Source organism: Actinomadura hibisca NBRC 15177 (assembly GCF_001552635.1).
Classification (GTDB): domain Bacteria; phylum Actinomycetota; class Actinomycetes; order Streptosporangiales; family Streptosporangiaceae; genus Spirillospora; species Spirillospora hibisca.
Genome location: NZ_BCRO01000059.1, coordinates 1 through 20,690 on the forward strand (window position 1 = coordinate 1; position 20,690 = coordinate 20,690).

Genomic DNA, 20,690 nt, shown 5'->3' on the forward strand with positions numbered 1-20,690 from the left:
TCTGGCCCGGTGGGGCTCGCCTCCGGCTTTGCCCCACCGGGCCAGTTAGTCACTCGCGTGGTGGCTGAGGTCCTCGGGACGACCCCGGCCCGGCCTCCCGCTCAGGGACGCCGGGTCGTCGCATTCGTAGGTGAATGACGATGACCTGGCGTTTTGCCCTGATCATCCCTGGCGTTCATCTCGCGTTGGCCTGATGTGCCCCTGCCCTCCCTACCGTTTGCGCGGATCGGTTCTAGAGGAGGATTCGTGGCCGAACGCCAGGTCAAGCGTGCGCTTCCGTTGTTGTCGGTGCCCCGTTCCGGGGGACGCGACGCGATGACGTGCCTGTACCGCTGCGGGAACGCGTGTGACCACCCGGTGCCCAACACCAGTGGCAACGCCTATTTCGGGGACATCGTCGCCGAGCGTGTCAGCCGCCGCGGCGTGCTGCGCGCCGGGGCGCTGGGCGCGCTGGTCGCGGGGGCCGGCGCGGCCACGTCCGGTGCCGCGTTCGCCAGCCCGGCGCCCGCCGCCGCTGCCCGGGGGCACCACCACGGCGGTGGCGGCGGGTCGCGGTTGCGCTTCACCGCCGTCGCGCCCAACAAGGACGACAAGGTGACCGTCCCGAACGGCTACGAGGCGTCGGTCGTGGTGCGCTGGGGCGACCCGGTGCTGCCGGGCGCGCCCGCGTTCGACTTCGAGAAGCAGACGGCGGCGGCGCAGGCCCAGCAGTTCGGCTACAACTGCGACTACGTCACCTTCTTCCCGCTGAGCCGGGACCGCGCGTTGTTGTGGGTCAACCACGAGTACACCGACGAAGCGCTGATGTTCCGCGGCTACAAGGACGGCTCCACCGCCACCGAGGAGCAGATGCGCATCGCGATGGCGGCGCACGGCGGCTCGGTCGTGGAGATCGAGCGGTCCGGACGCACCGGGCGCTGGAAGCTGGTCACCAAGGGGCGGCGGCGCTTCAACCGGCGCGTCACCGCCGACACCCCGATGCGCTTCACCGGCCCCGCCGCCGGGCACCCGCTGCTGCGCACCGCCGCCGACCCGCGCGGCACCACCGTGCGCGGGATGCTCAACAACTGCTCGGGCGGCGTGTCCCCGTGGGGCACGATCCTGACGGCCGAGGAGAACTTCAACCAGTACTTCGTGGCCACCTCGGGCGTGCCGGACGCCGCCAAGCCCGCCCTGGCCCGCTACGGCGTCTCCACCGGCGTCCCCGCCGACAGCCGCCGCTGGGACCGGGTGGACGCGCGCTTCGACCTGTCCAAGCACCCCAACGAGGTCAACCGCTTCGGCTGGATCGTCGAGATCGACCCGTTCGACCCCGACGGCACCCCCTCCAAGCGCACCCACCTCGGCCGCTTCAAGCACGAGGCCGCCAACAGCACCCTGTCCAAGGACCGGCGCGCGGTCGTGTACCTGGGCGACGACGAGCGCTTCGACTACATCTACAAGTTCGTCTCGACCGAGCGGTACATCCCCGGCGCGCGGCGGCACAACATGAAGCTGCTGGACCACGGCACGCTCTACGTGGCCCGCTTCACCGGCGACAGCCCCAAGGGCGACGTCGACGGCACCGGCAGGCTCCCCGCCGACGGCGAGTTCGACGGCTCCGGCGAGTGGATCCCGCTGGTGCGCGGCGACCGGAGCTTCGTGCCCGGCATGACGGCCGCCGAGGTCCTGGTGCACACCCGCCTCGCGGCCGACAAGGTCGGCGCGACCAAGATGGACCGCCCCGAGGACATCGAGCGCAACCCCAAGACCGGCGCGGTCTACGTGGCGCTCACCAACAACACCGCGCGGACCGCCGCGCAGGCCGACGAGCCCAACCCGCGCGCCGCCAACAAGCACGGCCACATTCTGGAAATCGTGGAGCGGCGCAACGACGCGGGCGCGACCACGTTCGTCTGGGCGATCCCGCTGGTGGCGGGCGACCCCAAGGACCCGGGCACCTACTTCGGCGGCTACGACAAGTCCAAGGTCAGCCCGATCTCCTGCCCGGACAACCTGACCTTCGACTCCGACGGCAACCTGTGGATCTCCACCGACGGCAACGCGCTGGGCGCCAACGACGGCCTGTTCGCGATGCCGGTCGAGGGCCGCGAGCGCGGGCACGTCCGGCAGTTCCTCACCGTGCCCTACGGCGCGGAGACCTGCGGGCCGCTGATCGTCAAGGACCAGAAGACGGTGTTCGTGGCCGTCCAGCACCCCGGCGAGATCACCGGCGCGACGCCGGAGAACCCCGCCAGCCGCTGGCCGGACGGCGACCAGCCGCGCCCGTCGGTGGTGTCGGTCTGGCACACCCGGGGGTACGACATCGGCGCCTGATCCGCTGTTCTGCCACGATGGACCCCCATACAGCTCCAGGGGGGACGAAGTGGACAAGAAGCGGCCGAACGCGCAGTGGGGCCTCGGTCTCGGCGCGGGCGTGGCGATCGGTTGCGGCCTCGGCGTCGCCATCGACAACCTCGCCCTCGGCGTGGCCATCGCCCTGGTCCTGGGCGTGGCCCTGAGCTTCGCCTTCGCGAAGAACAAGAAGGACTGAGCACCCGGCACCGAGCGCCCGGCCACCGGAAGGTGGCCGGGCGCTCGTTTGCGCGTTCGACGCTGAACGGGGCGGCGCTGACGGCGGCGCGCCTGAAACGCAAGGACGCCCCCGCGCGAGCGCGGGGGCGTCCTCGAACGGATCAGCTCGCGTAGCTCGGCAGCGTCCGCTCGTGCGACTCGCGCAGCTCCGCCAGCGGGATCGAGAACAGCTCCTGCTGGTCGCCCTCGCCGCCGCGCCCCGACACCGTCAGGGCGTCGCCGCCCGCCACGCCGAGCTGCGCGACCGGCACGCCGGCCTCCTGGCACAACGCCGCGACCCGGCCCTCGCCGCCCGGCCGGATGGCGACCATCGCGCGCGCCACCGACTCGCTGAACAGCGCCGTGAACGGGTCGCCGGGCAGCGTGATCCGCGCGCCGAGGCCGCCGCGCAGGCACGACTCGACCAGCGTCTGCGACAGGCCGCCGTCCGACAGGTCGTGCGTGGCGGTCAGCAGCCCCTCGCGGGCGGCGGCGATCAGCACCGACGCCAGCGCGCGCTCGGCGGCCAGGTCCACCTTCGGCGGCAGGCCGCCCAGGTGGTTGTAGACCACGTGCGCCCACTCCGAGCCGCCGAACTCCTCGCGGGTCTCGCCGAGCAGCGCCAGCGTCGCGCCCTCGGAGGTCAGCGACATGTTGACCCGGCGGCGCACGTCCTCGTGCACGCCCAGCACGCCGATGACCGGCGTCGGGTTGATCGGCGTGGTGCCGGTCTGGTTGTAGAACGACACGTTGCCGCCGGTCACCGGGATGCCGAGGTACTGGCAGGCATCGGCCAGGCCCGTCACGGCCTGGGCGAACTGCCACATGACGCCCGGGTCCTCGGGCGAGCCGAAGTTCAGGCAGTTGGTGACCGCGAGCGGGCGGGCGCCGGTGGCGGCGACGTTGCGGTACGCCTCCGACAGCGCGAGCTGCGCGCCCGCGTACGGGTCGAGGCGGGCGTAGCGGCCGTTGCCGTCCAGCGACAGCGCGATGCCGAGGCCCGACTCGTCGTCGATGCGGACCACGCCGGCGTCCTCGGGCATCGCCAGCACGGTGTTGCCGAGCACGTACCGGTCGTACTGGGAGGTCACCCAGGTCTTGGCGGCCAGGTTCGGCGAGCCCGCCAGCCACAGCACCGTGCGGCGCAGCTCGTCGCCGTTGGACGGGCGGGTGAGGCGGCCGGGGGTGTCGGACTGGAGCGCGCCGAGGTCGGCGGGCGGGGCGTAGGGCCGCTCGTAGACCGGGCCCTCGTCGGCGGCGGTGCCCGGCGGGATGTCCACAATCGTCTCGCCGCGCCAGGTCATCACCAGGCGGCCGGTGTCGGTCACCTCGCCGATCACCGTGGCCGGGATCTCCCAGCGACCGCAGATCTCCATGAAGCGCGCCACCTTGTCGGGCGACACGACCGCCATCATGCGCTCCTGCGACTCGCTCATGAGGATCTCCTCAGGGCGCAGCGTCGCGTCGCGCAGCGGGACGGCGTCGAGCTCGACGGTCATGCCGCCGGTGCCGGCCGCCGCCAGCTCGGTGGTCGCGCACGACACCCCGGCCGCGCCGAGGTCCTGGATGCCGACCACGAGGTCCTCGCGGAACAGCTCCAGGCAGCACTCGATCAGCAGCTTCTCCATGAAGGGGTCGCCGACCTGCACGCTGGGCCGCTTGGCCTGCGACTCGTCGTCGAAGGTCGCCGACGCCAGCACCGACGCGCCGCCGATGCCGTCGGGACCGGTGCCCGCGCCGAACAGGATCACCTTGTTGCCGGGGCCGGGGGCCACCGCGCGCTTGATGTCCTCGTGCTTCATCACGCCCACGCACAGGGCGTTGACCAGCGGGTTCTGCGCGTAGCAGGCGTCGAAGACGGTCTCGCCGCCGATGTTGGGCAGGCCGAGGGAGTTGCCGTAGCCGCCCACGCCCGCGACCACGCCGGGCATGACGCGCTGGGTGTCGGGGGCGTCGGCCGGGCCGAAGCGGAGCGAGTCCATCACCGCGATCGGGCGCGCGCCCATCGACATGATGTCGCGCACGATGCCGCCGACGCCGGTGGCCGCGCCCTGGTAGGGCTCGACGTAGGACGGGTGGTTGTGCGACTCGACCTTGAAGGTGACCGCCCAGCCGTGCCCGACGTCGACCACGCCCGCGTTCTCGCCCATGCCGACCAGCAGCGCGTCGGTCTTGGGGGCCTTGTCGCCGAACTGGCGCAGGTGCACCTTGGACGACTTGTAGGAGCAGTGCTCGCTCCACATGACCGAGTAGATCGCCAGCTCGGCGGCGGTGGGGCGGCGGCCGAGGATGTCGCGGACGCGGCGGTACTCGTCGTCCTTCATGCCCAGCTCGGCGAACGGCTGCGGCCGGTCGGGCGTGCGGGCGGCGACGGCCACGGTGTCGGTGCCGGGGTCGGGCTGCCGGGCCGGGACCGGGACGGCGGGCGCCGGTGCGGGCGGGGCCTCGATCTCGGCGGTGAAGTCGGCGGGCAGCACCGGGACCGGGGCGCCGGGGGTGTTCCGCGTCTGGTTCCCGACGGCCGGGAGGGGCCCGGTGTTCCCGGTCGCGGCCCGCTGCTCGCCCTCGGGGGCCTGCGGGTCGACGGGGAAGGGGCCGCTGGTGCCCTCGGCGGCCAGCGCGCGCACGAAGTCGGGGGACGGGCCCTCGGCGGGCGCGGCCGGATCAGCGGTGGGCTGCACGGCGGACGGCGGGGCGGACGGCAGGGCCTGGTCGGCGGGGAGGGCGGGCTGCTCGACCACGGGGATCTGGGCCTGGCGCTCGGCGGCGGCGGGCGTCTGCGGCCAGCCCGGCGCACCCTCGACGGGCACCGGCTGCCACGCCTGCTCGCCCTCGGCGGGGGCCTGCTGCCAGCCCTGCTCGGGCTGGCCGGGCTGCTGCCAGGGCTGCTCGCCCTCGGCGGGCTGCTGCGGCCACCCCTGCTCGGACTGGCCGGGCTGCGGCGCCCACGCCTGCTCGGCCTCGGTGGGCTGCTGCTGCCAGGGCTGCCCGGACTCGGTGGGCTGCCGCCACGGCTGCTGCTCGCCCGGAGCGGGCTGCTGCGGCCGCTGCTCGGCGGGGGCCTCCGGCCGGTTCCCGGCCTCGGCGGGCGCGCCCTCGGGCTCCCCGAACAGGGGCTCCTCGTCCTTGCCCGCCTTCTCGTCCACGATGGCCCCGAAGGCCTGGGTGACCGAGGGGTTCACGGCGTGCAGCTCGGGGTCGTCGGCGTCGTCCTTCAGGTCGGCGAACCACTCCAGCGTCGGCTCCTCGCCGCCGCCCGCGCGGTCGTCGCCCGGCTGGCCGGGCACGTTGGGACGCTGCTCACTCATGCTGTGTTTCCCGTTCGCGTCAGAGGCGCCGCGGCGCCGCCTTCCCTCGTCGCGGGCCGTGCGGGCCGCCGGCCGCACCGGCCGGTCATGCGCCGACCAGCCGCTTGACGACCGAGGTGAAGAAGCCGAGCCCGTCGGTGGACGGGCCGGTCAGCGATTCCACGGCGTGCTCGGGGTGCGGCATCAGGCCGACGACGTTGCCGGCCGCGTTGCTGATGCCCGCGATGTCGCCGAGCGAGCCGTTGGGGTTGAGGTCCAGGTAGCGGGCCACGATGCGGCCCTCGGCCGCCAGCTCGTCCAGGGTCCGCGCGTCGGCGGTGAAGCGGCCGTCCGCGTTCTTGATCGGGATCACCAGCTCCTGGCCCTCGGTGTAGCCGGTGGTCCAGGCGGTGTCGGCGTTCTCGACGCGCAGGCGCTGGTCGCGGCAGACGAAGTGCAGGCCCGCGTTGGGCAGCAGCGCGCCCGGCAGCAGGTGCGCCTCGCACAGCACCTGGAAGCCGTTGCAGATCCCGAGCACCGGCAGGCCGTCCTTGGCGGCGGCCACCAGCTCGGTCAGGATCGGCGCGAAGCGGGCGATCGCCCCCGCGCGCAGGTAGTCGCCGTAGGAGAAACCGCCCGGCAGCACGACGGCGTCGACCCCCTGGAGGTCGTGGTCGGCGTGCCAGAGCGCGACCGGCTCGGCTCCCGCCAGCCGGACCGCGCGCGCGGCGTCGCGATCGTCCAGTGAACCAGGGAAGGTGATGACCCCCACCCGGGCAGCATCCATCGCTTCAGTTCCTTCGTTGCGATCATCGCCCGCCGGGGAAGACGAGCGTCAACTGCTTATGAGGGCGTTCCGGCGACGGGCGGCTCGTCCCGCCGATCACCGATGCGCGTCGCAGTCCCCCCGCGCGCGTCCCAATCTACCCGGCGCTGTGCATGAGACGGTGTTCGAGGCGTCGGATCAGTGCCTCGTCGCGCCAGGTCAACCGCTTCCGCAGGTGGACGACGGTGCCCCGGTCGGGGGCGGAGTCGATGTCCAGGTCGTCCACCAGCGCCCGCATGATCCTAATCCCGCGCCCGGATTCGGCCAAACCGTCCTCGTGGCCGCCGGTGCGGTGCGGCGGCCCGGCCTCGCGCAGGCCGCGCCCGTGGTCGGTGACGCGCAGCCGGCAGGAGCCCTCGGCCACGTGGCCGGCCACCTCGTAGTCGCCCGCCGAGCGGGCGTGCTGGACGACGTTGGTGCAGGCCTCGGAGGTGGCCACCAGGATGTCGGTGACGCAGTCCTCGGACACGCCGAGGCCGCGCAGCGCGTCGCCCAGCACCCGCCGGACCACCGGAATGCTCAGCGCCTCCCGGGGGAGCGCGAGCGAGAACTTCATGTCCACCTGTCACCTCGTGACATTCCCAGGCCCCCCTGGGCGGACCCCGGTCCCGGAGCACGCTCGACGACTCGACGCAGCTAAGGCTTCCCCGGCGCAATCTTCCGTAATCGTTACACTGTCGGGTCTTTCCGGGAACGCCGGGCGGCCCGGGGCCGCTGCTACAGGACGCGCACCTCGAAGTTCTCGATGACCGGGTTGGCCAGCAGCGTCTCGGCGATCTTGCGGACCTTCTCCACCGCCGCCTCGTCGGCCGGGCCGTCCACCTCCACCTCGAACCGCTTGCCCTGCCGGACCGCCGCGACGCCCTCGAACCCGAGCTGCGGCAGCTTCCGGGCGATCGCCTGACCCTGCGGGTCCAGGATCTCCGGCTTGAGCATGACGTCCACGACGACGCGCGCCACGACCGCCCCCCTCATTGATCTGCGGTTTTCCTTAACGGAGTGAAGCGTACGGCACCATGACAGGGCACATCCCCCCATCCCCCCGGAGTCGCGCCATGAACATCGAGGAGTTGTCGCCCCCGGAGCGCCGCCTCTGGGAGGCCGCGCTGAAGGGCGAGACGGTCGACCTGTCGTCGGGCGACCCGTCCACCAGCGATCCCGCGCACTGGGGCCCGGAGCGGGTGGTGCGCGCCGAGGTCCTGGTCGCGCTGCTGGCCGGGGCGGTGCAGCCGGAGCCGGGCCAGGTGGCGGCGGTGCGGCTGACCGGGGCGCGGATCATCGGGTCGCTGAACCTCGGGCACGCCGAGGTGGGCATGCCGCTGGCCCTGACGGCGTGCGTGTTCGACGAGGCGCCGCACCTGTACTGGGCGTCGATGAACAGCGTGCACCTGATGCGCTGCCGCCTGCCGGGCCTGGTGGCGTCCGGCGCGCGCGTGGACGGCCACCTGTGGCTGGAGGGCAGCCGGATCACCGGCGGCCTGTGGCTGGACGGCGCGCACATCGCGGGCATCCTCAACATGTCGGGGGCGCACCTGACCAACCCGGGCGGGGACGCGCTGCTGGCCGACCGGCTGACCGTGGACGCGAACGTGTACTGCGACCAGGGCTTCACGGCGACGGGCGAGGTGCGCCTCCCGGGCGCGCGCGTCGGCGGCCAGCTCATCTTCCGCAAGGCGCGGCTGCACAACCCGTCGGGCGCGGCGCTCTACGCGTCCCGCCTGGACGTGGCGGCGAACGTGTTCTGCGACGGCGGGTTCACCGCCAACGGCGAGGTGCGCCTGCGCGGCGCGCGCGTCGGCGGCTACCTCTCCTTCGTCGGGGCGGAGCTGGCCCACCCCGGCAAGACGGCGCTGAACGCCGACGACCTGGCCGTGGAGACCGACGTCTACTGCTCCGACGGCTTCACCGCCGACGGCGAGGTGAGCTTCGCCGGGGCCCGGATCACCGGCCAGCTCAGCCTGCGCGAGGCGCACCTGGCGAACGGGGACGGGACGGCCCTCAGCCTCCAGCGCCTCCAGGCCGAGGAGGTGCTGCTGCGCCCCGCCGAGCCGATCAAGGGCGTGGTGGACCTGTCGTACGCGCGGATCAACGTGCTGCGCGACGACCACGCGACCTGGCCGGACCGGCTCCAGCTCGACGGCCTCCAGTACGAGAACCTGCAACCGCCGATGGAGGCGCGCCGCCGCCTGGAGTGGATCCGCCGCGACACCGACGGCTACCAGCCCCAGCCCTACGAGCGCCTGGCGCAGACCTACCGCTCCCTGGGCCTGGACGCCGACGGCCGCTCGGTGCTGCTGGCCAAGGCCCGCGACCGCCGCAAGACCCAGGGCCTGCCCCGCAAGATCGTGGGCTGGTTCCAGGACATCCTGGTCGGCTACGGCTACCGCCCGTTCCGCGCCGCGAGTTGGCTGCTGGGCCTGCTGGCGTTCGGCACGGTGATCTTCTCCCTGCACAAGCCCGCGATCCTGAACGAGGACGACCACCCGCACTTCAACGCGTTCTTCTACACCCTGGACCTGCTGCTGCCGGTGGGCGACCTGGGCCAGGAGAGGGTGTTCGCCCCGTCGGGCGTCTACCAGTGGATCGCGAACCTGCTGGTGGCGGCGGGCTTCATCCTGGGCCTGACCGTGGCCGCCGGAGCCACCCGCTCCCTCTCTCGGGAGTGACCCCGCGCCGCTCCGGCGTCCTCCGGTCCCGTCGGCCCGGGAGGTGCCGGGGCGGCGGGACGGGGTAGAGATCGGGTATCGGGGGGCTTGCGTCCCTAGGTGTGATGTCTGCCACGATGGCATTGGTGGCTTTCGTCCCTTTATCCGGGGGGCGTGGCCGCCGGACGTCGGCCGGTCCGCGGCGATCCCGTGCGCCGGCCCCGAACGAGGAGTCATCGATGACGATCAACTCCGTGCGCGGTGCCCCGGACACCCGGGAGACCGCCGACCACGAGCTCGTCCAGCTGCTCACCCCCGAGGGCGAACGCGTCGAGCACCCCGACTACCCCCTGGATCTCAGCGCCGAGCAGGTGCGCGCGCTCTACCGCGACCTGGTGATCGTGCGGAAGATCGACCTGGCGGCCGTCGCGCTCACCCGGCAGGGCGAGCTGGGCCTGTGGGCCTCGCTGCTGGGCCAGGAGGCCGCGCAGATCGGGTCCGGGCGGGCGCTGGGCGACCACGACATGGTCTTCCCCACCTACCGCGAGCACGGGGTGGCCTGGTGCCGGGACGTGCCGCCGATCAACCTGCTGGGGTTGTTCCGCGGCGTCAACCACGGCGGCTGGGACCCCGCCGAGCACGGCTTCCACCTCTACACGATCGTGATCGGGTCGCAGACCCTGCACGCGGCCGGATACGCCATGGGCATCCAGCGCGACGGCGTGCTGGGCACTGAGAAGGCCGGGGCCACCATCGCCTACTTCGGCGACGGGGCCACCTCGCAGGGCGACGTGAACGAGTCGTTCGTGTTCGCCTCGGTCTTCAACGCGCCCGTCGTGTTCTTCTGCCAGAACAACCAGTGGGCCATCTCCGAGCCGCTGGAGAAGCAGACCAAGATCCCGCTCTACCGCCGCGCCCAGGGCTACGGCTTCCCCGGCGTCCGGGTGGACGGCAACGACGTGTTCGCCTGCCTCGCGGTCACCCGCAAGGCCCTGGAGAACGCGCGGGACGGCCAGGGGCCCACGCTCGTCGAGGCGTTCACCTACCGCATGGGCGCCCACACCACCACCGACGACCCCACGCGCTACCGCCTCAAGGCCGAGGAGGAGGCGTGGAAGCTCAAGGACCCCATCGAGCGCGTCAAGGCGTACCTGGTGCGCGGTGATCTGGCCGACGCCGCGTTCTTCGACGAGGTGGACGCCGAGGCCAAGCGCGTCGCCGACGACCTGCGCAAGGCGTGCCTCGCGCTGCCCGACCCCGGGCCGATGGCGATGTTCGACAACGTGTACGCCGAGTCCCACCCGCTGATGACCGAGGAGCAGGAGCGCTTCGCCGCCTACCTCGCGTCCTTCGAGGAGGTGCGGTCATGAGCGAGCCGGTCACGATGGCCAGGGCCATCAACCACGGGCTGCGCCGGGCGATGGAGGACGACGCCAAGGTCGTGGTGATGGGCGAGGACGTCGGCAAGCTCGGCGGCGTCTTCCGCGTCACCGACGGCCTCCAGAAGGACTTCGGCGAGGAGCGGGTCATCGACACCCCGCTCGCCGAGTCCGGCATCATCGGCACCGCGATCGGGCTGGCGCTGCGCGGCTACCGGCCCGTCTGCGAGATCCAGTTCGACGGGTTCGTGTTCCCCGCCGCCGACCAGATCATCACCCAGCTCGCCAAGATGCGGATGCGCTCGCTCGGCAAGCTGGAGCTGCCGGTCGTGGTGCGCATCCCCTGCGGCGGCGGCATCGGCGCGGTCGAGCACCACAGCGAGTCCCCCGAGGCGTACTTCACCCACACCGCCGGGCTGCGCGTGGTGGCCTGCTCCAACCCCGCCGACGCCTACACGATGATCCAGCAGTCGATCGCCTCGCCGGACCCGGTGATCTTCTTCGAGCCCAAGCGCCGGTACTGGGACAAGGCCCCGCTGGAGGAGGACCCGGCGCGGTGGGCCCCGCTGCACGAGGCGCGCGTCGTCCACCCCGGCGAGCACGTGACGGTGCTGGCCTACGGCCCGGCCGTCAAGACGTGCCTGGAGGCGGCGGGCGCGGCGGCCGAGGAGGGGCGCTCGCTGGAGGTGATCGACCTGCGGTCGCTGAACCCCCTCGACATCGGCGCGGTGGTCGCCTCCGTCGAGCGCACCGGGCGCTGCGTCGTGGTGCACGAGGCCCCGGTCTTCTCCGGGTACGGGGCGGAGCTGGCCGCGCGGATCACCGAGCGGTGCTTCTACCGGCTGGAATCCCCGGTGTTGCGGGTGGGCGGCTTCTCCACGCCCTATCCCCCCTCCCGCCTGGAGGACCACTACCTGCCCGACCTCGACCGCATCCTGGACGCGGTCGACCGGACCTTCTCCTGGTGACGCGCATGGGTGAGATCAAGCAGTTCAAGCTGCCCGACGTGGGCGAGGGGCTGACCGAGGCCGAGATCGTCAAGTGGCACGTGCAGCCGGGCGACACGGTCGAGATCAACCAGATCGTCGTGGAGATCGAGACGGCCAAGGCGATCGTGGAGCTGCCGAGCCCCTACGAGGGCGTGGTGACCGATCTGGCGTTCGCCGAGGGCACGACCGTGGACGTCGGCGTCCCGATCATCTCGGTGGACGTGGGGGGCGCGGAGGGGGCCGTGGCGACGCCCGTCTCCGAGCCGCCCGCGCAGGCCGCCGCGCTCAAGCAGGACATGGTGCCGACGCCGGACGAACCGGGCATGGTCGCGCCCGAGGAGCCCAAGCGGCAGCCCGTGCTGGTGGGGTACGGCGTCAAGCCGGGGGCCACCAAGCGGCGGGCGCGCAAGGGATCGCCGCCTCCGGTGCCCGAGCCCGTTCAAGAGGTTCGTCCACAGGCTGTGGACAACTCTCTTCCCTTGGCCAAGCCGCCGGTGCGCAAGATGGCCAAGGACCTCGGCGTCGATCTGCGGACGATCACGGGCACCGGGCCGCAGGGCTCGATCACCCGCGACGACATCCGGGCCGCCACCCAGTCCACATCTGCGCCTGAAGCGGCACCGCGACCGGCGGCCACCGCCGACCGGCGGGAGGAGCGCGTCCCCGTCAAGGGCGTGCGCAAGGCCACCGCCGCCGCGATGGTCGCCTCGGCGTTCACCGCGCCGCACGTCACCGAGTTCCTCCAGGTGGACGTCACCGCGACCATGGAGACCGTACGCCGCCTGCGCGCGCTCCCCGAGTTCGAGCGGGTCAAGGTCTCGCCATTGCTGCTGGTCGCCAAGGCGGTGCTGGTCGCGGCGGCCCGGTACCCGATGGTCAACGCGGCGTGGGACGGCGACGAGATCGTGGTCCGCCACTACGTGAACCTCGGCATCGCGGCCGCCACCGAGCGGGGCCTGATCGTCCCCAACGTCAAGGACGCGCACGCCCTGTCCCTGCCCGAGCTGGCCGAGGCGCTGGCCGGGCTCACCGAGACGGCGCGGGCGGGGAAGACCAGCCCGGCCGACATGTCCCGGGGCACCTTCACCATCACCAACGTGGGCGTGTTCGGGGTGGACGCCGGAACCCCGATCATCACCCCCGGCGAGGCCGCGATCCTGGCGTTCGGCCAGATCCGCGACATGCCGTGGGTCCACGAGGGCGAGCTGGCGATCCGCAAGGTGACCACGCTCGCGCTGTCGTTCGACCACCGGATCATCGACGGCGAGCTGGGCTCGAAGTTCCTGCGCGACGTCGGGATGATGCTGGAGGACCCGGTGCGGATGCTCGCCTGGAGCTGACGCGCCGGAGATCGGCCGGTCCCCTGTCACGGGGGCCGGCCGTTCTCACACCGGCGGCGGGTTGTCGCCGTCGTACATCCGGTCGCGGTGGTTCTCGGAGCCGCCGCGCTGCTGCTGCATCCGGACCATCAGCAACAGCTGGAGGGCGAACGACACCCCGCCGACGATGATCAGGATGACGCCGATCACGTGGATGTCCACCGGGTCGCGCATGGCGTCGGCCCGGATCGCGAACTTGAGGATCAGGCCGAGCGTGATCGTGAAGATGCTGACGCCGACACCCATACGATGCCCTCCGCCGGACGGTCCGTAGCCCTGTCCCTTCACTATCCGCCGGGTCAGGCCGCCACACCAGCGCCGGGGACCCGGGCGGGGTCAGGAAACCGGGACGTTGTTCACCTTTCCGAAGGGCCCGCCGTCGAAGACGACCGACGTCGGGTTTCCGGGCGGGGCCGGGATGTAAACAAAGCCCCGGACCGGCTCGTTGGGGGCCGTCCGGAACGTCGCCCGGCCGCCCGGGTCCACGTACGAACTCGGCCCACTGGCCGCCGCCGGGCCGATCCGCACCGCCCGGTACACGTCGGTGCCGCCCGGGGCCAGCACGCTGAAGGAGGTGAACGCGCCGCCCGGGTAGTCCTTGTGCGGGTAGGCCGCGTCCGGCGGCGTCGTGCCCGGCCCCTCGTTGACCAGGTCGAACACCGCCACGAGATAGGCCCCGTCGCGGTAGAACGGCTTGACGTCCAGCCGCCGCTTGGCCCCGCCGAAGCGCCCGAACCGGCTGGCCACCGTCTGCCCGTCCCGCGCCCGGAACGCGGCGGGCGCGACGGTGCCGCCCCGCCCGTCGGCGGCGGCCGTCGCCGAGGTCGTGACGCCCTCGGCCTGCTGCCGCACCACGTAGGAGATCTCCACGCGGCGGTTGCGGGAGCGCGCCTTGGCGTCGTCCGAGCCGCCCTCCTTGGCGATCGGCTCGGCTTCGCCCTTGCCGTGCGCGGAGTACTTGAACGCCGTGCCCAGTCGCGCCTGCAACTCCTTCTGGACGGCCTCGGCGCGGTCGCGCGACAGCTTGAGGTTGTAGCCGTCGCTGCCCTTGCTGTCGGTGTGCCCGTTGATCGTCAGCGGCCGCTTGGCGGGGTCGGCCTTGGCCTTGATCTCCTGCGCGGCCTCGTCCAGCACCTGCTTGGCGCGCCCGCCGAGCTTGGCGGAGTTGAACGCGAACAGCACGTCGGTGCGCAGGTTCAGCTTCACGTCCGAGCCGCTGGAGGTGACGTCCCTGATCTCGCCCTCGGTGATGTCGTACAGGTCCGCCGGGTTGCCGGTGCCCGCCGCCGGGACGGGCCCGCCGCCGGTGACCGGGACGCCGGTGAACTCCCCGGCGGTCCCCTGCGTGAGCGCGGTGATCTTCTGCACGCTCCCCGGCATGGCCGGGTAGTCGACGGCCAGCTCCTGCGCGGCGTTCGGCGCGAACTGGCGCGGAGCGTCCGGCGTGATCGGCTTGTAGAGCTTGCGGCCCACGGGGTCCAGCAGCGTCACCGGGAACGGCACCGACTTGGCCGCCTGGTCCAGCGAGGTGACCGCCAGGCGCAGCGTGGTCTTGGCCCCCTGCCGCTCGACGCCCTTGATCTCCACGCGGGCGTGCAGGCCGTCCGCCGCGCCGAACCAGCCCTCCTTCACCGGCGCTCCGCCGGTCTGGGGCGGGGCTGTGGTGCCGCTGCCGCCCGCCTTGGGGGGATCGGCCTTGTCGGGCTTCCCGTCCCCGCCGTCCGAGCAGCCCGCGACCAGCAGGACTCCGGCGACGGACAGGACGAGGGGCACGGACGTTCTGGGGGCCGGCATCGGCTCTCCGGTTTCGCGTCGGGGGGCTTGAGCGGTCCTGCGGGGTCCGTCCACAGTAGTGACCGGGCCCGGAACGCGCAGCGGCCCCCGCCACACGAGGTGGCGGGGGCCGCTGACTCACCTAACCGCGGGAGACGGTTGGTTCAGCCCGATCGATCGGCTCGATCAGAACGCCTCTTCCGGCAGCTCCATCACGTCGAGGTTGGTGGCCTCGGTGATGGCGCGGTCGGAGGCCAGGCGCGGCAGCACGGTCTGCACGAAGAACTGCGCGGCCGCCACCTTGCCGGTGTAGAAGTTCTTGTCGGCCTCGGAGACGTCGCCGCCGCCGAGCTTGGCCAGCGCGACCTCGGCCTGGCGCAGCAGCAGCCAGCCGACGATCAGGTCGCCCAGCGCCAGCAGGAAGCGGCTGGAGGCCAGCCCGACCTTGTAGATCTGCTTGGGGTCCTCCATCGAGCCCAGCGCCCACCCGATCATCGGGTCGAGGATGCCCTGCACGTCGTCCAGGCCCTTGGCCAGCAGCGCGCGCTCGGCCTTGAGGCGGCCGTTGCCGGCCTCGCTCTCGGCGAACGCCTTGATCTCGCCGGCCAGCACCTTCAGGGCCTCGCCGTTGTCCCGCAGGATCTTGCGGAAGAACAGGTCCATGCCCTGGATGGCGGTGGTGCCCTCGTACAGGGTGTCGATCTTGGAGTCCCGGATGTACTGCTCGATCGGGTACTCCTGGAGGAAGCCCGAGCCGCCCAGGGTCTGCAGCGACTCGCTGCCCAGCAGCGCGTAGGCGCGCTCGGAGCCGAAGCCCTTGACGATCGGCAGCAGCAGGTCGTTGACCTTCTCGGCCTGCTCGTCCTTGCGGCCCTCGTGCTCGGCGATCTGCACGCGGTCCTGGTAGGACGCGGTCAGCAGCACCAGCGCGCGCATGCCCTCGGCGTAGGCCTTCTGCGTCAGCAGCGAGCGGCGCACGTCCGGGTGGTGCGTGATGGTGACGCGCGGCGCGGTCTTGTCGGTCATCTGGGTGAGGTCGGCGCCCTGCACCCGCTCCTTGGCGTACTCAAGCGCGTTGAGGTAGCCGGTGGAGAGCGTCGCGATGGCCTTGGTGCCGACCATCATGCGGGCGTACTCGATGACCAGGAACATCTGCTTGATGCCCTCGTGCACGTCGCCGACCAGGTAGCCGACCGCCGGGTGCTTCTCGCCGAAGGTGAGCTCGCAGGTCGTGGAGACCTTCAGGCCCATCTTCTTCTCGACGTTGGTCACGTAGGCGCCGTTGCGCTCGCCCAGCTCGCCGGTCTCGACGTCCACCAGGTACTTGGGCACCAGGAACATCGACAGGCCCTTGGTGCCGGCGCCCGCGCCCTCGGGGCGGGCCAGCACCAGGTGGAAGATGTTCTCGGACATGTCGTGCTCGGCCGAGGTGATGAAGCGCTTGACGCCCTCGATGTGCCAGGTGCCGTCGGGCTGCTGCACGGCCTTGGAACGGCCCGCGCCCACGTCGGAACCGGCGTCCGGCTCGGTCAGCACCATCGTCGCGCCCCACTGGCGCTCCAGGGCCAGCTCGGCGAACTTCTTCTGCTCGGGGGTGCCGATGTGCCACAGGATCTGGGCGAAACCGGGGCCCGAGGAGAACATGTAGACCGCCGGGTTGGCGCCCAGTACCTGCTCGGCGATCGCCCAGGTCAGGCTGCGCGGCGCACCGGTGCCGCCGAACTCCGGCGACAGGTCCACCCGGTACCACTCGGCGTCCATCCACGCCTTGTAGGACTTCTTGAAGCTCTCCGGCATGGCGACCGTGCCCTGCGCCGGGTCGAACTTCGGCGGGTTGCGGTCGGCGTCCTCGAACGACTCGGCCAGCGGGCCCTCGGCGAGGCGGTTCACCTCGTCGAGGATGCTGCGCACCGTCTCCTCGTCAAGGTCGGCGTACGGGCCGCTGCCGAGCAGGTCCTGGCGGTTGAACACCTCGAAGAGGTTGAACTCCAGGTCGCGGAGGTTGCTCTTGTAGTGCCCCATCGAACACTCCGTTTGGTCCGGCGGCGACCGGCGGCCCCGCGCAACGTACTGGTCAGTAACTCGACATCATGCTACCCGCTAGTAACCCCTGGCAACCCATCCCGGCGCCCGGTCCGGCGGGTGCCACGCCACCTGAGGGCGCGGTTCGCCGGAGAAAGGTGACACAACTCACATCACCCTGCCAAACCGGTTACCCCTCGGTACAGCGAAACGGACAGGAAGCACGTAAAGCGACAAACAGCTCAATACAACGTCGGCAACTCTTCGTCGGATGTTTCGGAAAAGTGTCATCCCGGCATCCGGCGCGTGGCGGCGACGTCGTTTGGCGAACTTTTGGGGCCGATCGCTTGACGTACATCGCCACATACCGATACCGCAAGGGGCTGATGGGGCGTCTCTGGCCAGATCTGGCAATTGTGAACCGATCACCGCTCTACTCGCTCTTACTGGAGGTGGCACGGGGTCACAAGGGGCCAGATCTCTCCCCGAAGCCTGCTCGAAAGGAGTGAAGCGTCTTGTCGTCTGTCACTGGGTGGCTGAATGACGCCTGGGGAGCGATCGCGGGGGCGACCGCCGGTGGCGACTGGCGGAAGTTCGTTCCGCTGGGGTTCGCGGGTCTCCTGGTGTGGGGGCTGTGGTTGTACCGCGTGATCCTGTCCCGGATGGACAAACCGGTGGTCAACAACTTCCGCACCACCGTCTCGGTCGTGGTCCCGTCCTACCGCGAGGACCCCGAGATCCTGGTGCGCTGCCTGGAGAGCTGGCTCGCGCAGAACCCCAGCGAGGTCATCATCGTCATCGACGTGGGCGACCACGAGGGGCACCGCCGGCTCGCCGAGGTGAGCGACCCGCGCCTGCACGTGCTGGTCTACGAGCACTCCGGCAAGCGCTCGGCGCTCGGCGTGGGCATCCGCGCGGCGCGCGGCGAGATCGTGGTGTTCGCCGACTCCGACACCTGGTGGCAGCCCGGCCTGCTGGACGCGGTGCAGATGCCGTTCGAGGACCCCCAGGTCGGCGGCGTGGGCACCCAGCAGAACGTCTACCAGCGCACCACCAGCGTCTGGCGGCGCATCGCCGACTGGCTGGTCAACCTGCGCTACTACGACTACGTGCCCGCGATGGGCTCCAAGGGCGGCGTCGCCTGCCTGTCGGGCCGCACCGCCGCCTACCGCCGCTCGGTGATCCTGCCGGTGGTGGAGAACCTGGAGAACGAGTTCTTCCTCGGCCGCCGCTGCATCGCCGGCGACGACGGCCGCCTCACCTGGCTGACGCTCTCGCAGGGCTACAAGACCGTGCACCAGTCGTCGGCGCGCGCGATCTCGATGTTCCCCGACTCCTTCCGCGCCTTCGTCAAGCAGCGCATCCGGTGGAGCCGCAACTCCTACCGCTGCTACCTGACCGCGCTGTGGAAGGGCTGGCTCTGGAAGACCCCGTTCGTCACCAAGGTCACCGTGCTGCAGATCCTGCTCACCCCGGTCACCATGGGCGTCACCCTGGGATACCTGATCTTCAGCCGGATCATGGACAACCTGCACCCGCTGGGCGTCGCGCTCGCCATCGGCTGGGTGTTGTTCGGCCGCGGCGTGCGCGGCTGGTCGCACCTCAAGCGGCACCCCGGGGAGATCCTGCTGCTGCCGCTGACCGCGCTGGTCATCATCATGATCTCGCTGCCCATCAAGCTCTACGCGTTCGTGACCATGAACAAGCAGGGATGGCTGACCCGTACCTCCGACCAGGTGGGCGGCGCGGGCCAGAGCGCCGGCTCGTTGCAGGGAGTGGGTTCCTGACGTGACCGACGACCCGATGCTCCCCCCGGCCGGGCGACGGGCCCTGGCGGTGGGACTGGCCCTCGGCGCGGGCCTGGGGGCGGTGCTGGCGGGCGTACCCGCCCAGGCCGCGCCCACGCCCCGACCGGGCGGCGATGCCGCGGGCAGTCCGGCGGCGGGCAATCCGGCCGGAACGCCCGCGGGCAACGCCCCGGCGGCGGGCGGCCCCGCCCCGAACGCCCCCGCCGCCGCCCCCGTCGCGGCGGGGCCCGTCGAGGACGCCAAGCGGCAGGCCGCCCTGGTCGACCAGGAGGACCAGCGGATCATGCAGGTCCGCTCGGTGCTGGCGGCCATCCTCCAGACCGGCGGCGCGGCCACCGCCGCCTGGAAGCGGCCGCAGATCTTCGGCTCCAGCCACGGCAAGACGCTGGTGCTGCCCGCCGTCAACAGCGGCAAGCCCTACACCGTCGCCGACCTGCAACGGTACGGCGGCCGCTACTTCCAGAAGCTCGGCGACGGCTCCTACCTGCTCGGCATCCACGTGTTCGTCTCCGACGGGGCCAAGCTGGTGCTCAGCGCCCCCGGCGGCCTCACGCTGCGGATGGGCTCGATGCCGGGCGCGTTCAGCTCCATCGTCGGCTACGGCGGCAGCATCAAGATCGAGGGCACCGCGCAGCGGCCGGTGCAGATCACCGGGTGGAACAACCGCGCGCGCCGCCCCGACACCGAGGTCGTGGACGGCCGCGCCTACCTGCGCGCGGTCGGCGGCGAGTTCAAGATGAAGCACGCCAAGGTGTCGCACCTCGGGTTCTGGAGCGGCCGCACCGGCGGCGTCGCGCTGACCGGCACCGACCGTCCGGCCAGCGCGTTCAAGCACCTGAACAAGGACCAGCGGCACGCCGCCAAGAAGAAGCGCCTGGAGCAGAACAAGAAGGGCGGCAGCGGCGGCGGGGGCGGCCCCGGCGACATCGAGATCGAGAAGCCCGGCGGCACCGCCACCCACCAGCCGGCCGCCGACCTGGTCACCGGGTCGATCGACGGCAGCACGATCAGCGACACCGCGTTCGGGCTGTTCGTGTCCGGGTCCAACCAGACCCGGATCACCAACAACCGCATCGAGAACAGCCTGGTGCACGGCGTGGTGATGCACCGCTTCGCCAAGAACGCCACGATCCAGAACACGACGGTGGTCGGCAGCAAGGGCGACGGGTTCGTGTTGTCGCGGGCCACCGAGAAGGTCCGCGTCACCAACTGCACCGCCGAGCGCAACGGCCACAACGGCTTCACGCTGAACGGGCAGCCGCTGGCGGCCGGCCCGTCGGCGTCCGGCGAGTCGCTGGAGAGCTTCGGCGAGAGCTCGGTCAACAACAGCGTCGCCAAGGACAACGGCCACTACGGCATCGAGATCCTCGGCGGCGACAAGTTGTCGGTGCAGAACAGCAAGGTCATCGGCGGCGACATGGGCATCGTGGTGCGCTCGAACGCCTCGCAGGTGCAGATCTCCGGCAACCAGCTGTCCAAGCAGGTCCGGCAGGGCATCGCGCTGCGCGACGGGGTGCGCGAGGCGAGCCTGGCGGGCAACACCGTGGTCGGCGCGCGCACCGGCATCTACCTGCGCAACGCCACCGGCAAGCTGATCGGCAACGTGGTGCAGGGCGCGACCGCGCACGGCATCACGCTGCGCGGCGACAACGACGGCTCGCAGGTCCGCAACAACACCCTGAGCGGGTCGGGCACCAGCGCGGTGTCCACCTCCGCCTCCACCGGCGAGGTGGTGAAGGAGGACAACAACACCGGTTCCTGGCACGACACCGCCTCGTTGTGGATGAAGGCGCAGCGGTACGCCAAGCCGATGAACCTCATCTGGGCGGGGGTGTTCCTCATGGTGATCATCTCGATGCTGCGGGCGCGCGGCCCGAACGGGCTGCGCATCGGCCGCACCGGCGTGCACCCCTACGCGCTCCAGCAGGCGATGGAGAAGCGGCAGGTGTGGAGCCTGCCGCGGCGGCCGGGCGGGCAGCCCACGCCGCTGGGCGGCGGCGGGCGGCCCGTCCCGGCGGGCGGCCCGGCG

15 protein-coding genes are annotated in these 20,690 nt (G+C 71.8%); 8 read left to right on the forward strand and 7 right to left on the reverse strand.

The features are described from left to right. Positions 1–246 precede the first annotated feature (246 nt). On the forward strand, positions 247–2,316 hold the full coding sequence (locus AH6_RS26480; RefSeq protein WP_067485033.1) for a PhoX family protein: 2,070 nt from the start codon (positions 247–249) through the stop codon (positions 2,314–2,316). Positions 2,317–2,365: 49 nt separating this feature from the next. Beyond that, entirely contained in the window at positions 2,366–2,533 is a 168-nt protein-coding gene (locus AH6_RS44790) for a glycine zipper domain-containing protein (RefSeq protein WP_169807912.1), read from the forward strand. 142 nt (positions 2,534–2,675) lie between these two features. On the opposite strand, the gene purL is transcribed toward AH6_RS44790, so the two are convergent. The 4 genes from purL to purS form a co-directional block, all read right to left on the reverse strand. Beyond that, positions 2,676–4,877, reverse strand: a complete 2,202-nt coding sequence (purL, locus tag AH6_RS26485) for a phosphoribosylformylglycinamidine synthase subunit PurL (RefSeq protein WP_174555121.1) — start codon at positions 4,875–4,877, stop codon at positions 2,676–2,678. Between the two features lie 1,069 nt (positions 4,878–5,946). Then, complete coding sequence (gene purQ, locus AH6_RS26490) at positions 5,947–6,627, reverse strand: phosphoribosylformylglycinamidine synthase subunit PurQ (protein WP_067485036.1); 681 nt, start codon at positions 6,625–6,627, stop codon at positions 5,947–5,949. A 136-nt stretch (positions 6,628–6,763) separates the two neighbouring features. Then, the gene (locus AH6_RS26495; RefSeq protein WP_083983482.1) at positions 6,764–7,222 is read right to left on the reverse strand and encodes an ATP-binding protein; all 459 of its coding nucleotides are present in this window, start codon (positions 7,220–7,222) and stop codon (positions 6,764–6,766) included. 161 nt (positions 7,223–7,383) lie between these two features. After that, positions 7,384–7,626: a phosphoribosylformylglycinamidine synthase subunit PurS gene (gene purS, locus AH6_RS26500; RefSeq protein ID WP_174555122.1), complete on the reverse strand. Its 243-nt coding sequence runs from the start codon at positions 7,624–7,626 to the stop codon at positions 7,384–7,386. A 95-nt stretch (positions 7,627–7,721) separates the two neighbouring features. Between purS and AH6_RS26505 the strand changes: the two genes are divergently transcribed. The 4 genes from AH6_RS26505 (at position 7,722) to AH6_RS26520 (ending at position 13,019) form a co-directional block, all read left to right on the forward strand. Next, the gene (locus AH6_RS26505) at positions 7,722–9,332 is read left to right on the forward strand and encodes a hypothetical protein (protein ID WP_067485048.1); all 1,611 of its coding nucleotides are present in this window, start codon (positions 7,722–7,724) and stop codon (positions 9,330–9,332) included. Positions 9,333–9,550: 218 nt separating this feature from the next. Beyond that, a complete protein-coding gene (gene pdhA / locus AH6_RS26510; protein ID WP_067485051.1) occupies positions 9,551–10,681 on the forward strand; it encodes a pyruvate dehydrogenase (acetyl-transferring) E1 component subunit alpha in 1,131 nt (376 codons plus the stop codon). Further along, the gene (locus AH6_RS26515) at positions 10,678–11,658 is read left to right on the forward strand and encodes an alpha-ketoacid dehydrogenase subunit beta (RefSeq protein WP_067485055.1); all 981 of its coding nucleotides are present in this window, start codon (positions 10,678–10,680) and stop codon (positions 11,656–11,658) included. The genes pdhA and AH6_RS26515 overlap by 4 nt, the downstream gene beginning before the upstream one ends. Before the next feature lie 5 nt (positions 11,659–11,663). Then, on the forward strand, positions 11,664–13,019 hold the full coding sequence (locus tag AH6_RS26520) for a dihydrolipoamide acetyltransferase family protein (RefSeq protein WP_174555123.1): 1,356 nt from the start codon (positions 11,664–11,666) through the stop codon (positions 13,017–13,019). A 45-nt stretch (positions 13,020–13,064) separates the two neighbouring features. On the opposite strand, the gene AH6_RS26525 is transcribed toward AH6_RS26520, so the two are convergent. The 3 genes from AH6_RS26525 to AH6_RS26535 all read right to left on the reverse strand — a co-directional run bounded on the left by AH6_RS26525 (position 13,065) and on the right by AH6_RS26535 (position 16,853). Next, complete coding sequence (locus AH6_RS26525) at positions 13,065–13,304, reverse strand: DUF6458 family protein (protein WP_067485063.1); 240 nt, start codon at positions 13,302–13,304, stop codon at positions 13,065–13,067. Between the two features lie 90 nt (positions 13,305–13,394). After that, the gene (locus AH6_RS26530; RefSeq protein ID WP_157431732.1) at positions 13,395–14,852 is read right to left on the reverse strand and encodes an OmpA family protein; all 1,458 of its coding nucleotides are present in this window, start codon (positions 14,850–14,852) and stop codon (positions 13,395–13,397) included. 165 nt (positions 14,853–15,017) lie between these two features. Beyond that, positions 15,018–16,853, reverse strand: a complete 1,836-nt coding sequence (locus AH6_RS26535) for an acyl-CoA dehydrogenase (RefSeq protein ID WP_067485069.1) — start codon at positions 16,851–16,853, stop codon at positions 15,018–15,020. Between the two features lie 515 nt (positions 16,854–17,368). On the opposite strand from AH6_RS26535, the gene AH6_RS26540 reads away from it, so the two are divergent. Together AH6_RS26540 and AH6_RS26545 are read left to right on the forward strand one after the other, a co-directional pair. Beyond that, a complete protein-coding gene (locus tag AH6_RS26540; protein ID WP_083983480.1) occupies positions 17,369–18,640 on the forward strand; it encodes a glycosyltransferase family 2 protein in 1,272 nt (423 codons plus the stop codon). A gap of 1 nt (position 18,641) precedes the next feature. Continuing rightward, a partial coding sequence (locus AH6_RS26545; protein WP_067485072.1) for a right-handed parallel beta-helix repeat-containing protein occupies positions 18,642–20,690 on the forward strand: 2,049 nt, incomplete at its 3' end.